Here is a 13,410-nt window from a genome sequence, read left to right on the forward strand (position 1 = left end):
CTACATCCGCAAAACGCACAAGCGGACTTATCTCTTTAAACTAGACGTTTTCAGCGGGATTCCGGCGGCATCACTACCAAGGAGGAATGCATGAATTATCGACGTCTGGGCCGTTCCGGCCTGCAAGTCAGCGAACTGTCCATCGGCTCATGGGTCACCTACGGTAATCAGGTGGATCATCGTGCGGCGCGCGAATCGCTCGCGGCCGCGCGCGATGCGGGAGTCAACTTCTTTGACAACGCCGAGGTTTACGCCGCCGGCCAGTCAGAAGAAATCATGGGTCAGGCGCTCAAGGAACTGGCATGGCCGCGCGTGAGCTATGTGGTGTCGACGAAATTCTTCTGGGGTCTCGCGGAAGCGCCGAACCAGTACCACACGCTGAATCGCAAATATCTGCTGAACGCAATCGACGCGTCGCTCAAACGCCTGCAGCTCGATTATGTCGATCTGGTGTTCTGTCATCGTCCTGATCCGAACACGCCCGTCGAGGAAACCGTCTGGGCCATGAGCGACATGATCACGCGCGGCAAGGCCCTGTACTGGGGCACGTCGGAATGGAGCGCCGATGAAATCCGCGCTGCTCATGAGATCGCAGAACGGCACCATCTGCACAAGCCAGTCATGGAGCAACCACAGTACAACCTGTTTCATCGCAAGCGGGTCGAGCAGGAATACAAGCGGCTTTACGAAGATATCGGCCTTGGGCTCACCACCTGGAGCCCGCTCGCGTCCGGCTTGCTCACCGGCAAGTACCGTGACGGCGTACCTGCCGATAGCCGCGCGCAGTTGCAAGGCTACGACTGGCTGCGCAAGCAGGTCACCGATGCCGGCAAGAACAACGTGGTCGGCAAGCTAGGCGACGTGGCCGACGAACTGGGTTGCACGGTCGGCCAGCTCGCGATAGGGTGGATTCTGAAGAATCCGCATGTCAGCACGGTGATCACGGGCGCGTCGCGGGTCGAACAGATCGCCGAGAACATGAAATCCGCCGATGTGGCCGCACGGATCACGCCGGAGATCAAGCAGCGGATCGAGGAGATCATTGGCGACGCCTACGACTGACTGGTCGCTCGCCGGAGCGCGAAACATGGCCCGCGCACCATCAGGGCCATGTCACGCGCAACGCACTGCGGAGCGCAACGCGGCGTCGCGTACAATACGCGACCGCGCCGCACTTCAGTTGTGCTGCCGCATTGCACCCGCATCGCCGAATCCGCCCTGGACCGGCACGCCCTCTTTCAGCGTCTCCTCATCATGCTCAGCTACCGCCACGCCTTTCATGCAGGCAATCACGCCGACGTTCTGAAACACGCCGTCGTGTTGCAGCTACTGCGCTATCTCGGCCAGAAGGACAAAGCCTACTGGTATATCGACACGCACGCGGGCGCCGGCGTCTATTCGCTGAAGGAAGGCTACGCGACCAAAACCGGCGAGTTCCAGACCGGCATCGCCAAACTATGGGAGCGCAACGACCTGCCGTCGATCTTCGCCGACTACGCCGACGAAGTGGGCGCGCTGAATCCGGACGGCCAGTTGCGCTTCTATCCCGGCTCGCCGTATATCGCTTGGCGGCAGATGCGCGAGCAGGACCGCATGCGCCTGTTCGAACTGCACACCACTGAAATCGACGTGCTGCGCCATAACTTCCGCGACGCGGGGCGCCGCGCGATGCTTTATGCGGGCGACGGCTTCGACGGTATCCTCGCGTTGCTGCCGCCGGCGCCGCGCCGCGCGCTGGTGTTGCTCGATCCGTCGTACGAGGACAAGCGCGACTACACGCGCACGCTGCGCTGCGTCGAGGAAAGCCTGAAGCGCTTTCCGACCGGCACCTACGCGGTCTGGTATCCGCAGGTGAGGCGTCTTGAATCGCAGCGCTTTCCCGATCAGTTGAAGAAGCTCCAGGAGCGCAACTGGCTGCACGTGAGCCTGACCGTCAGCAATCCGCCAACCGACGGCTTCGGGTTGTTCGGCAGCGGCATGTTCATCCTGAATCCGCCGTACACGCTGGCAAAAACGCTGAAGGAACAGATGCCCTGGCTCGTCAAAGCGCTGGGCGAGGACAACGCCGCGCAATTCAAGGTCGAATATCGCGGCGATTGAATTAGCCAACCGCCAGAGTGCTTACTTGAGCTGCGCCGCCCTGCCGGCAAAGTCGTTGGTATAGGTGGCGTTCAGATCGATCTTTTTCGGATCGAGCCGGCTATCGAATGACGACAGCGCGCGCAATGAGGTCGCCGGACCGTCCGCGGGCATCAAGCCATCCGGCGAATAGGCGTCGCGCACGTTGTGGAAAGCTTCCACATAGAGCGCCGGATCGTTGAGCAGGTAAGCGGGCGGCACCATCTTCAGCAAGTCGGCATCGCTCGCGGTCTGCAACCAGTGGTCCGCGCGCACGATTGCATTGGCGAGCGCCTGCGTCGTCTTCGGATACTTCTGGATGAAAGTCTCAGAAGCATAGAGCGTCGCCGCCGGCATCGTCCCGCCAAATACCTCTTGCGTGCCTTTCACCGTGCGCGTATCCACCAGCACTTTGATCGCGCCGCTACGCGTCAATTTGGTCATCATCGGATCGACATTGGACAGCGCGTCGATCTGACCGCCGCTCACTGCGGCCAGGACCGAAGCGCCGCTGCCCACGCCGATCGCCGAAATCTCATTGCGCTGTACGCCGGCCTTACGTAAGGCCACGGTGAGCACGAGATCGGTCGATGAACCCGGCGCGCTCACGCCGACTTTAGCCCCCTTGAAGTCCGCCAGCGTCTTGATCTGGTCGGCCTTCGACTTCAACACCGCGACGACGATCTGCGGCGCGCGGCCCATCAGGACGAACGCGCGGTAGTGCTGCCCCTTTGCCTGCATGAACAGCGTGTGCTCGAACGCACCGGCACCCACGTCCGCGCTGCCGCCCACGACCGCTTCCAGCGCTTTCGAGCCGCCCGCAAAATCTTCGAGCGTGACGTCGAGGCCTTCGTCCTTGAAGTAGCCTAACTGCTGCGCGGCGAGTACCGGCAAATAGTAAAGGCCCGGCAAACCGCCGACGGCCATTGTCAGCGTGGGCTTTTCCGGCGTGTCTTTGGCGAGCGAGACGGCGGGCAGCGTGACAAGCGCGAGCAACGTGGCGCAGGTGCCGGCGGCACGCCGCATCCAGTGAGTAGGCATGTGATGTCTCCTTATTCTGTTTTCATTCGATGCGATGGCGCAGCACAACGTGCATGGCCCACATCGGTGGCGAGAGAGCGCGCAACGATTGTCGTCGGATGGTTTCGCTCGCGCCATGCGCCGAAACCCGAATGGCGCGCTGACATATCGCGCGCATTAGCCGACAGCGCGCGATATGTCGGCGCGGCGGCCTGATATATGGCTCGCCGCTCGAAGCGTCAATTGATGGAAAAGAAGCTGCCGGGAGAGATGACGCTGGAAGACGTTTATTGCGGACGATGCACCGGGCGAGACTGTGGCGGTGGCGGTGGCTGCGGCGTGCCACCGCCGACGGGCAATTGGATGTAGGGCGCCACAACGATTGGTATCGACGAATTCGGTGCGAACTCCGTAGGCGTCGCGATGGGCTGCGCCCCGACGATCGGCTGCCGCGAGAGCGGCGCGGTCTGTAGCACGGTGCCGCTCTGGCCGTCGCTAATGCCGCTCTGCGAGTCGAGTATCTCCGGCTTGCGGACGTGGTTCGACGCGGCGAAAGTCGCCGGTACTGCGAAAACTGTTGTCAGCGAGGCTGCGATGGCCACAGCCAGGACGGATTTGTACGAGCGGACAGGAAGCATGGGCGGACCGGTTGAGTGTCAGAATGCCGGATTGCGCAGAAAACGCCTTACCTTACCGCGGCGACAAGCTTCAGGCTAGTCGAGATTGGCCATGAATCGCCTTCGAGCGCCATTTGCCGGGAGGTTTTCGGGGTCCAGATGTGACAAAGCCCCGTCTATACGGGGCTCAACACTTTACCGCGATGGCCGCGCAACACGCGCTGCCGGGTCAAACTTGATGCGATGAACCTTACAGCGAGTAGCCGTTGGTTTCGAGCGAGCGGATGCGCTGTTCAAGCTGAACGATGTCCGACGACGACGCCAGATAGGCTTCACGGCGGCTACGTTCTGCGGTTTCAAACCAGGTGCTCAGCTTTTCAAGAAAGAATGCAAACATGATGTTCTCCAAGGAATCAGATCGAATCCCCGGTGAGTTGTGCATCAGGGATTTCCCGTAAAAGGGTTAACCCGAATTATAGCCCTATGGTGCAACCTTGCTAGTGAAATGCCCGCATGATGTGCATTCCATTTTGGAATAATGCACATCCATGGTGCACTGAGAACATTGATTTAATTGATATGAGATGAGTTTTTTCACAAGGCTAGATACCACCTCAATCAATTTGCACATTTATGGTGCAAATCGAGGTTCGGTTGCAACAAATTCCGCCACCGGTTGCACCCGATGCCGTTAAATCTGATGGCAACTCTTCCCCGATACCAGATCGATGTCGGCGAGCCGTTCGATAATGGGACAATCGGGGCGCTCATCGCCGTGGCAATGGTCAGCGAGATGCGACAACGTATCGCGCATGTCAGTCAGTTCGGCAATGCGTCGATCAAGGTCCGCGACGTGCTCCAGCGCGATCGTCTTCACTTCGGCACTGGCGCGCGACCGGTCATGCCATAGCGCCAGCAACCGGCGAATATCTTCCACCAGAAAGCCCAGTCGGCGCGCCTGCCGGATAAAGCGCAGTGAATGGACCTCTTGCGGGCCGTATACGCGATAGCCGGCGCTCGTGCGCGCTTTGGCCGCCAGCAAGCCCACGCTTTCGTAGTAGCGAATCATCTTCGCCGTGACGCCCGACACGCGGGCCGCTTCACCGATATTCATGACTGTTTCCCCAAGGTATGCGTCGATCGTACACCTTCCTATGATGGGAAGGTCAGCCACTCAAGTGCGCTCCAGCAGGCATAATTCAACCATCGCAACATTCAATTTTTCGAGGCAATCCCAATGACAATCGAATTCCAGGTAGAAGGCATGAGCTGCCAGCATTGCGTGACGGCAGTCACGAACGCGATCCGTGAACACGATGGAGTTGCGCAAGTGCAGGTCGATCTGGCATCCGGTCGGGTGGCGGTCGAATCCGTACAACCGGCTGACACGCTGAAGGCAGCCATCGACGAGGCCGGTTACACGGTCACGGGCGTGACCGGCGGCGCGGCCCGCTAAGCGAGCGCCCGTCATGTTCAAAGTTGCTGTCATTGGTGCGTCCGGGCTGGTCGGCCGGGCTCTCGTCGACGAACTGGCAGAGCAGGCCGACTGGCAGGTTATTGCCACGGCGTTCAGCAGGCCGGGGCCGAACACGATCGCGCTGGATATTCGCGACCCAGGGGCGATCGAGCAGTTTGTCGAACGCGAAGCGCCGGATGCGCTTGTGATTGCCGCAGCGGAACGTCGGCCGGATGTGTGTGAGCACGATCCGGCGCTCGCCCGCGCGTTGAACGTCGATGCGGTGCGCACCCTGGCCGCGGCAGCAAACCGGCGCGGCGCATGGACGCTGTCGATCTCCACCGATTACGTGTTCGACGGCACTCACCCGCCCTATCAGCACGACTCCGCGCCCGCGCCGCTCAACGCCTACGGGCACAGCAAACTCGACGGCGAGCGTGCGCTGACTGAAACCACCGAGCTCGGCTGCGTGCTGCGTTTGCCGCTGCTGTATGGACCGATCGTCAGTTGGGCGGAATCGGCCGTGACGAGTCTCGTGCCGGCGATTGCCGCATCGGCTTCGCGCGATGGCAAGGCCGCGGTCATGGATGCATGGGCGATCCGTTATCCCACCTTTACGCCGGACGTCGCGTTCGTGATTCGACAGATGCTCGAACGGCATGCGCATGGCGAAGCGATCCGCGGCATCGTGCAATGGTCAGGCGACGAGCCGATGACCAAATATGAAATCGCCGTGCGTCTGGCCAAAGCGCTGCAACTCGACGCACACCTGACGCCACAGCACACGCCCACCGACGCGACGCCGCGCCCGCATAACTGCCACCTCGCTTCGGATCGGCTCGAGGCGCTCGGCATCGGTCGGCGCACATCGTTCGACACAGCGATCCGGCAGGTGCTGGCCCGGTTTCCGTGGCGAGACGAGACGCCGGCCTGACATCTCGCAGCGAGCTTGCCGCAACAGGTGCTTCCCGCATTTTCATGGCCCGACGATGCGTCGACCTAACACTTCGCAGCGATTTTAGCCACGATAGATGCTGCCCGCGCTTCTACGGGCCGACGATACGCCGGCCTGGCGTCGCGCATGCGAGGGAGCCGCAACAAGTCCGCATCAATGAAAATCGCGGCTCGCCGTGGCGAGTTCGCCGAGCCATTCGCTGTGATCTTCGAGGCGATGCGCAACGAGATGGATCACCTCGCCTTTGTGTTTCTGTTTCGCCCCGCCCGCTTTAATTGCGTTAACTACGTTGCCGGCATTGTCGCCCCCGGTAGCGACGCCGTCGTCACGCTGCAAGACGCCATACACCGCCAGCAACGATGCACCCAGCAATATCTTGCGCTGCTTTTCCACCAGTGATGGCCAGACGATCACATTGATCGAACCGGTCTCGTCTTCGATGGAAACGAACACCGTGCCGTTTGCCGTGCCCGGCCGCTGCCGCACGGTGACGATGCCGCAGGCGCGCGCCAGCGTGCCGTGCTGACACGCAGCGAGTTCGGCCGCCGTGCGAAAACGCTGTCTGGCAAGACGAGCGCGCAATAGTGCGAGCGGATGACGATTGAGCGTGAGGCCGAGGCTCGCGTAGTCGTCGACGATCTCGCGGCTTTCGGCCGCCTGCGGCAACGAGAGCGGCGCTTCGGCGATTGGCGCATCGCGCAGCAGCTTGGGCACCGTGTGCTGCGCGGTCACCGCCCACCACGCTTCGCGCCGATGGCCTGCGATACTGACCAGCGCGTTCGCCGCGGCGAGCGCTTCGAGATCGCGCCGCGTCAATGCCGCGCGTCGCGCCAGATCGTCGACGTCGACAAACTGCGCGTCGTTGCGAGCTGTCATGATGCGTTCGGCCGCCGCCTGCGAAAGTCCTTTGATCAGATGCATGCCGATGCGCACGGCAGGACCGCTCGCACCATAGGTATTCGACGGCTGAAACACGCGTGCGGTCAACCGTTTTGCCGCGCGCCGGATCGTTCGACCCACCGTGAGACGCCGCAGCGACAGATCGCGCAATTGCTGCGCGGATAGTACGGCCTGCTGACGATGCAAACAGGTCTCGCTCGATGAAATCCGTTGCCCTTCATGAGCACGTCTTTCAAAGGTCGATTCCCAGTCGCTCAATGTCACATCAGGCGACAATACTTTGACGCCATGCCGCTTCGCGTCCTGCACCAGTTGCGACGGCGAATAAAACCCCAACGGCTGACTGTTGAGCAACCCCGCCAGAAAAGCGGCCGGCTCATAACGCTTCAGCCAGGCGCTGAGATAAACGAGCAACGCAAAGCTCGCCGCATGACTCTCCGGAAAGCCGTACTCGCCGAAGCCTTCGATCTGGTTGCAGATGCGCTCGATAAACTCCTTCTCGTACCCGCGCGCCAACATGCGGTCACTCAAATCCTTCTGATACTTCGCCAGGTTGCCGGTGCGTCGCCATGCGGCCATCGCGCGTCGCAACTGGTCGGCTTGCTCACCGGTGTATTTCGCCGCGACCATCGCGAGATGCATCACCTGCTCCTGGAAAATCGGCACGCCGAGCGTGCGTTCGAGCACTGGCCGCAATTCATCCTTCGCGTAGTCCACGATCTCCAGGCCCTGCTTGCGGCGCAGATACGGGTGCACCATGCCGCCCTGGATCGGCCCGGGCCGCACGATGGCGACCTGGATCACGAGATCGTAGTACTTGTTCGGCTTCAGCCGCGGCAACATGCTTTGCTGTGCACGCGATTCGATCTGGAATACGCCGATCGTATCGGCATGTCCGCACATCTCGTAGACGGCCCGATCCTCGCGCGGAATATCCTGCACCCTGAATTTTGGAAAACCGCGCCGCAACGCGACAAATTCCAGCGCGCGCCGGATCGCCGACAACATGCCTAGCGCCAACACGTCGACTTTCAGCAAATTGAGCGCATCTATATCGTCTTTGTCCCACTCGATTACGCTGCGATCTTTCATCGTCGCGTTCTCGATCGGCACGAGACGCGACAGTTTGTCTTTCGCGATCACGAAGCCGCCGACGTGTTGTGACAGATGACGTGGAAAATTGCGCAACTCTTTGGTGAGGCGAATCAGATTTTGCGTGATGTGCGAGCTGGCGTCGAAGCCCGCTTCGGCCAGATAGTTGGCGACCGCATCCGTGCCGTCCCACCATTGCTGTGATTTACTGATCCGCTCGATTAGCGACACTTCGAGCCCCAACGCCTTGCCGACGTCTTTCAGCGCACTGCGCGCGTGATACGTGATCAGCGATGCAGTCAGTGCCGCGCGATGCCGGCCGTACTTGCCGTAGATATATTGAATCACCTCTTCGCGGCGCTGATGCTCGAAATCGACGTCGATATCAGGCGGTTCGTTCCGCGCGCGCGAGATGAACCGTTCGATCAGCATGTTCATTTGCCCCGGATCGATTTCCGTCACATGCAGGCAGTAACATACGATCGAGTTCGCCGCCGAACCTCGCCCCTGACACAGAATGTTTCTGGAGCGTGCGAAACTCACGATGTCGTGCACCGTCAGGAAGTACTTTTCGTATTTCAATTCGGCGATCAACATCAACTCTTTCTCGATCTGACCGATTCGCTTCAGATCCATGCCGTCCGGCCAACGCTCCATTGCGCCGGCCATGACCAGCTTACGCAGATAGCTTGCTGGCGATTCACCGGCAGGCACCAGTTCTTCCGGGTACTCGTACTTGAGTTCGTCGAGCGAGAAGCGGCATAGGGCTGCGATACGCAGCGTTTCTTCGAGCGTATCGCGCGGATACAGTTTGCCGAGCCGCACGCGCGTGCGCATATGCCGTTCGGCATTGGCCTCGAGCGCGTGGCCGCAAGCCGATAGTGGCCTGACGAGGCCGATCGCGGTCATGGTGTCCTGCAACGGCTTGCGCGATCGCGCATGCATCAGGACACCACCTGCCGCCACCAGAGGTAAGCCGCTCGCTTTTGAAATTATTCGCAACGCGTCGATCTGAAGATCGTCGCTGCCGGTTTGCCAGAGTTCGAGTGCGATCCATGAACGTTGCGGAGCCAATGAGGCAAGCCAATGCGTACAACGCAGTGTGTGCGAGAGCGTTGCCGTGCGCTGCGGCACGAGGATCAGGACGCAATCGGGCAACGCCTTGAGATGCTCGAGATGCGGTAGCAATTCGGTGAAGTCCGACGGGCTGAGGCGATAGCTGCCTTTGTCGGCACGCGAGCGGCCCAGCGTGATCAGTTCGGAAAGATTGCCGTAGCCGTTCCGGTTGGTTGCGAGCGCAACCAGTGTGCAGAACGGCTCGCCTGCGTCGTCGGTCAGATTGAGTTCGCTGCCGATGATCAGGTGAGGAATCGGTTTTAGCGCTTCTTCCTCCTCGGCTTGCGGCTCTGCGACTTCTTCTGCGGCTTCCTGTTGTTGTGCGGCTCGTTGTGCGACCTCTTGTGGTGCGGCTCCTGGCTCTGCAGCGTCGTCTGAAGATGTTCCTGCCTGCGCGGCTTTCGCTTTGTCTTCACGCTCCTTCTGCTGACGGGCTCGCTCCTGTTCGATTTCCCTCACTGCGGTGTGCGCGCGCACGACGCCCGCCAACGAGCATTCATCGGTGATAGCAAGCGCACTATAGCCGCGCGACATCGCCTGCTTGACCAGTTCATGCGGATGCGAAGCGCCGCGCAGAAACGAGAAATTAGTCAGGCAATGCAATTCTGCATACGCGGGCAATTGGGCCGCACGCGCCTGCTCCAATAGGAATGAGGGCCGCGAATTTGCCATGATGCTCAGCCGAACAAACCCTGCAAATACCACTCCCCGCCAAGACGTTCGCGATACACCCAGAACATATGGCCGCGATCGTCGGCGGCGACGTAGTAATCTCGCTCGACGCGGTTACCGTCCCACCACCCTGCCTCAATCCGCTCGGTATGCGTGAGCATTTTCAACGGCCGACGATAGATCGGCCGCTGGTCACACATCATCAGACGTAGCGGTTTGTCGAGCATCCACACAGGGCGAGGCTGAGACGGCAACGCACTGTCGGGCAGATCGAGCAAAGCCGGCGGATCATCGCCAGATTGCGCTGCGAACGTGTGACTGTTTTTATCGTCACCCGTTTTGTCAGGCTGTCGGGCTGTGTGTGCTGTGTATGTCGCCTGTATCGCCGCATCGCCGTCTGCGCGCTCATTCTCCAATGCAGCGTGCTGCAACTCTTCGGTTAGCCAGGTTTTATCCGCTTTGACTTTTGCCCGGCCCTTCGCCGGCGAACGTTTCTTGCGTGAAAACGCTTGCGCCTGGTAAGGCTCGACGACCATTGCCCGCTCGGGCCGATGATCGTCCTGCACCGACATCTGCAACACGTTCTCCGGCCCCAAACGCGCGCTCAAGCGTTCGAGCAGACGCGCGATCGAATCCCCGTCTGATTCAGGCATCGGAAACAAAGTGTCTGACTGCCCGGCATACTCGCCGATTTGATCCGCGACCAGCTTCAGTTCGATGACCGGCGCCACCAGAACCGTCTGATTCAACTTCTCACGCAACAGCCAGATCAGATGCTCGGCATCGCGCGACGGTATGGCCCACGCGACCTTCAGACTCGACGTCTTCGGTGCATGACGTGACGTTAATTCATGTTCGAGCAGCAGCGTATAACCACTTAGTGCCGCATGATGCGCGCTCAACCAGCCGGCCAACTGCACGATCAGCCGACGCGCCGCGAACAACAGCGCGTCGGCGTTATCGACCCGCGACGGCAACTCCAACTGCGCATGAAACGACGCCGGCGCACGAAACGATTCGCGCGGATCCGGACGCGTGCCGTACGCTTGCGCCAGCAGATCCAGAATGCCGCTACCGAAACGCCGCACTACACCCGACCTTGGCAGTTGACGCAAATCGGCCAGCGTAGTGCAACCGACATGCGTAAACGCATCGCGATGCGCCTGCGCAACCGGTAACAACAACACGGATAAGCGGTCGAGGACACGTGCAAGCGAAGATTCCTTTATCACATGCCAACGATGCCCCTGCCGATCGACGTGGGCCTGCGCCAACAGCCATGCACCCCAGGCTGTCGGTGCACAGGCAATGCGCGCCGTATAGCCGAATTCAGCCACCGTGGCGGACACCCGCGACAGCAACGCGCGCAAACCGCCGAACAACCTCAAACCGGAGCCGACTTCCAGCAACAAGGTGTGCGCCTGAGCGAGCGATACCTTCGGTGTGTACGTCAGCAAGGCGAGCGCCATTGCTTCGAATGCCTGAGTTTCGCGGGCTGTGTCGGCAGCAAGCATCTTGAGACCTGGCGCCAAAGCCAATGCATACGAGCGCGAATGACCCGCATGCACCCCGGCACGCAATGCGTCGAAGTCTGGCAGCAGGATGTGTGCGTGATCGGCCAGCGCATAACAACGCCTCTCGGTGACGTCTTCGGTACCTCGAGATCGGCTTGCCTCGTCGCGCGGCTCACACCGATTCGGCTTCTCGGGCGAACCATCCGGGAGCGGCACGAGAGGCTTCACCGCTTCCAGTGACAAGAGTGGCAATGTGACTGCGATCCACAACATGTTTGATCTCTCGTCCTTGATTGCTGCCGACTCGGTTTTCCGGAAACAAGACGCTTTGTAACGGCAAAATGAGACGCAGAGGCTCTGTTAGTGGTGGCCCGCGGCGCTTGAATATGTCGATGGACAGGCCAATCTCCTGCAGCCATTGACGACGGTTGATCGTCTGCGCATTGGCGGGCAAGAGCGGCTCGCAGATCATTCGCAACGGCGCGGGCGAAGATTGCGTGGCTGATTCGAGAGGCCGGATCAAAAATGCCAGCGATGCCGACTCCTGAGCCGCCACCTGCAGACGCCGAACCTTATCGGCGCGAGCATTCGGAAGCCATACCAGCACCGCGCCGATGCCATCCTGCTTCAATGCCTGAGTGGCGGCCCATAAGGCCTGGTCCTCACTCGAGCGCACCCATAAGACTCGCCTGACATCGACACCCCACGCCCTCAGTGCCGCCGCACAGGGTTGATAAGGGGGTGCCACGAGCATGACGTACCGCTCGGCGTGTGCCGTAAGATGTCGAAGCACGTTGGCCAGCAGGCGCACTTCGCCTACGCCACCATGTTCGATCAATAACTCCGTCAGGCCGCCGGCCGACCAGCCTTGTCCCGGCAGCAACTGATCCAGCGCGGCATAGCCGCTGGAAATCACCCACGAATCCGCCTCGGCAAGCTCATTGCCCTGCCATATCTGACGCCGCAATTGAGACGACAATGCGGTCATCGCAAGCTGAATCGCTGCTGCCATAGACACGCTCTTTTAATAGGGAATGCTCCGCCCTGCTCGGCATTAGGCAAGCATGGGGCGACGATCTTTAACTGTATATTTATACAGTATTCTGAGACGGATGTTAAGGCAGAGGGCGCAGCGAAATGCGCGCGGGAAAAACATTCAGGCTGCGGTAAAGCTCGTTGTACGCAGGCCTTTCGTCTGAGGAGAGAGTTGTTCTTTGGCGCGGCTGCTAAGCGAACGAAGCCAGCGTTGGTCTATTTTGGGAGAGATGGGTACGAATGTCCGACCATGCATGCCGCAGTAGGGTAAGAACTGGCGTGCTTTGGAGAAGAACTGTAAGCGCACGGCGAACCCATCTTGAGCGACGCGGTATAGCACGTGAGGATAGTGTCCACGAGGATAGCCAGGTGGACACTATGGAAGCAAAGAGAATTCGTCGTACGCATCGGGCAGAACTGAAGGCGGCGGTAGTCGACGCCTGCCGCCAACTGTTAGCGCCGATGTAAAAATGACCCTGTCGCCGCAGTAAACCTGACCCACCTGGTAGACGATGGCGGCTTTTGCCGCCGATGCTGACTCAGGAGCAAGCAGTGGAAATCAAGGTATTGGCCCGGCGCGGGACGGCGGTGCGGGAGATAGCGAGGCAAACGGGTTTATCGCGTAACACCGTGCGCCGCTATCTGCGGGACGAACAGGCTATCCGTTACAAACAACGGGAGCCGCGAGCGACGAAGCTCGACCCATTCAAGGACTATGTGCTGGAGCGCGTTGCCGCTGCCCGGCCGCACTGGATTCCGGCGACGGTTCTGCTTCGCGAATTGCAGGAAACTGGCTATGAAGGCGGTATCAGTCAGCTCAAGGCATTCCTGGCGCCATACAAGCGTCCCGAAGCCGAGCCCGTGGTGCGCTTCGAGACGGCGCCGGGCAAGCAGATGCAAGCCGACTTCACCGTT

Annotated in this window: 12 protein-coding genes; 5 read left to right on the top strand and 7 right to left on the bottom strand. The window is 60.4% G+C overall.

Annotated elements, in window-relative coordinates:
• Positions 1–90: 90 nt before the first annotated feature.
• A complete protein-coding gene (locus tag ACAX43_RS10390) occupies positions 91–1,062 on the top strand; it encodes a potassium channel beta subunit family protein (RefSeq protein WP_370708285.1) in 972 nt (323 codons plus the stop codon).
• A 192-nt stretch (positions 1,063–1,254) separates the two neighbouring features.
• Positions 1,255–2,100 carry a 23S rRNA (adenine(2030)-N(6))-methyltransferase RlmJ gene (locus tag ACAX43_RS10395; RefSeq protein ID WP_370708286.1) on the top strand — a complete coding sequence of 282 codons (846 nt, stop codon included), beginning with the start codon at positions 1,255–1,257 and terminating at the stop codon, positions 2,098–2,100.
• A gap of 21 nt (positions 2,101–2,121) precedes the next feature.
• On the opposite strand, the gene ACAX43_RS10400 is transcribed toward ACAX43_RS10395, so the two are convergent.
• From ACAX43_RS10400 to cueR, 4 genes are all read right to left on the bottom strand, one after another.
• Positions 2,122–3,159 (bottom strand): ABC transporter substrate-binding protein, encoded by a 1,038-nt coding sequence (locus ACAX43_RS10400; RefSeq protein ID WP_370708287.1) that lies wholly within the window; start codon positions 3,157–3,159, stop codon positions 2,122–2,124.
• 266 nt (positions 3,160–3,425) lie between these two features.
• Positions 3,426–3,776 (bottom strand): hypothetical protein, encoded by a 351-nt coding sequence (locus ACAX43_RS10405; protein WP_370708288.1) that lies wholly within the window; start codon positions 3,774–3,776, stop codon positions 3,426–3,428.
• A 229-nt stretch (positions 3,777–4,005) separates the two neighbouring features.
• Positions 4,006–4,152 carry a DUF3563 family protein gene (locus tag ACAX43_RS10410; RefSeq protein ID WP_370708289.1) on the bottom strand — a complete coding sequence of 49 codons (147 nt, stop codon included), beginning with the start codon at positions 4,150–4,152 and terminating at the stop codon, positions 4,006–4,008.
• Between the two features lie 294 nt (positions 4,153–4,446).
• A complete protein-coding gene (gene cueR, locus ACAX43_RS10415; protein ID WP_370708290.1) occupies positions 4,447–4,869 on the bottom strand; it encodes a Cu(I)-responsive transcriptional regulator in 423 nt (140 codons plus the stop codon).
• Positions 4,870–4,992: 123 nt separating this feature from the next.
• On the opposite strand from cueR, the gene ACAX43_RS10420 reads away from it, so the two are divergent.
• Both ACAX43_RS10420 and ACAX43_RS10425 read left to right on the top strand, forming a co-directional pair.
• Positions 4,993–5,211 (top strand): heavy-metal-associated domain-containing protein, encoded by a 219-nt coding sequence (locus ACAX43_RS10420; protein ID WP_370708291.1) that lies wholly within the window; start codon positions 4,993–4,995, stop codon positions 5,209–5,211.
• Between the two features lie 13 nt (positions 5,212–5,224).
• Positions 5,225–6,145: a dTDP-4-dehydrorhamnose reductase family protein gene (locus ACAX43_RS10425; RefSeq protein WP_370708292.1), complete on the top strand. Its 921-nt coding sequence runs from the start codon at positions 5,225–5,227 to the stop codon at positions 6,143–6,145.
• Between the two features lie 174 nt (positions 6,146–6,319).
• On the opposite strand, the gene ACAX43_RS10430 is transcribed toward ACAX43_RS10425, so the two are convergent.
• Genes ACAX43_RS10430 through imuA form a run of 3 tightly spaced genes read right to left on the bottom strand, consistent with a single transcriptional unit; the run spans position 6,320 to position 12,472 of the window.
• Positions 6,320–9,946, bottom strand: a complete 3,627-nt coding sequence (locus ACAX43_RS10430; RefSeq protein ID WP_370708293.1) for an error-prone DNA polymerase — start codon at positions 9,944–9,946, stop codon at positions 6,320–6,322.
• 5 nt (positions 9,947–9,951) lie between these two features.
• Positions 9,952–11,733: a DNA polymerase Y family protein gene (locus ACAX43_RS10435; RefSeq protein ID WP_370708294.1), complete on the bottom strand. Its 1,782-nt coding sequence runs from the start codon at positions 11,731–11,733 to the stop codon at positions 9,952–9,954.
• A complete protein-coding gene (gene imuA / locus ACAX43_RS10440; protein WP_370708295.1) occupies positions 11,633–12,472 on the bottom strand; it encodes a translesion DNA synthesis-associated protein ImuA in 840 nt (279 codons plus the stop codon). Before imuA ends, ACAX43_RS10435 begins: the two co-directional genes overlap by 101 nt.
• 554 nt (positions 12,473–13,026) lie before the next feature.
• Between imuA and ACAX43_RS10445 the strand changes: the two genes are divergently transcribed.
• Positions 13,027–13,410, top strand: a 384-nt coding sequence (locus ACAX43_RS10445; RefSeq protein ID WP_370708296.1) for a helix-turn-helix domain-containing protein, incomplete at its 3' end; no start/stop codon positions are given.

Origin of the sequence: Paraburkholderia sp. IW21 (assembly GCF_041321145.1) — a bacterium.
In the GTDB taxonomy this organism is placed as follows: domain Bacteria; phylum Pseudomonadota; class Gammaproteobacteria; order Burkholderiales; family Burkholderiaceae; genus Paraburkholderia.

What these genes read in the sequence shown, in the direction of transcription:
- ACAX43_RS10405 (WP_370708288.1), bottom strand. Translation starts at nt 3,776, where the DNA reads ATGCTTCCTGTCCGCTCGTACAAATCCGTCCTGGCTGTGGCCATCGCA.
- imuA (WP_370708295.1), bottom strand. Translation starts at nt 12,472, where the DNA reads ATGGCAGCAGCGATTCAGCTTGCGATGACCGCATTGTCGTCTCAATTG.
- ACAX43_RS10430 (WP_370708293.1), bottom strand. Translation starts at nt 9,946, where the DNA reads ATGGCAAATTCGCGGCCCTCATTCCTATTGGAGCAGGCGCGTGCGGCC.
- ACAX43_RS10390 (WP_370708285.1), top strand. Translation starts at nt 91, where the DNA reads ATGAATTATCGACGTCTGGGCCGTTCCGGCCTGCAAGTCAGCGAACTG.
- ACAX43_RS10435 (WP_370708294.1), bottom strand. Translation starts at nt 11,733, where the DNA reads ATGTTGTGGATCGCAGTCACATTGCCACTCTTGTCACTGGAAGCGGTG.
- ACAX43_RS10425 (WP_370708292.1), top strand. Translation starts at nt 5,225, where the DNA reads ATGTTCAAAGTTGCTGTCATTGGTGCGTCCGGGCTGGTCGGCCGGGCT.
- ACAX43_RS10395 (WP_370708286.1), top strand. Translation starts at nt 1,255, where the DNA reads ATGCTCAGCTACCGCCACGCCTTTCATGCAGGCAATCACGCCGACGTT.
- ACAX43_RS10420 (WP_370708291.1), top strand. Translation starts at nt 4,993, where the DNA reads ATGACAATCGAATTCCAGGTAGAAGGCATGAGCTGCCAGCATTGCGTG.
- cueR (WP_370708290.1), bottom strand. Translation starts at nt 4,869, where the DNA reads ATGAATATCGGTGAAGCGGCCCGCGTGTCGGGCGTCACGGCGAAGATG.
- ACAX43_RS10400 (WP_370708287.1), bottom strand. Translation starts at nt 3,159, where the DNA reads ATGCCTACTCACTGGATGCGGCGTGCCGCCGGCACCTGCGCCACGTTG.
- ACAX43_RS10410 (WP_370708289.1), bottom strand. Translation starts at nt 4,152, where the DNA reads ATGTTTGCATTCTTTCTTGAAAAGCTGAGCACCTGGTTTGAAACCGCA.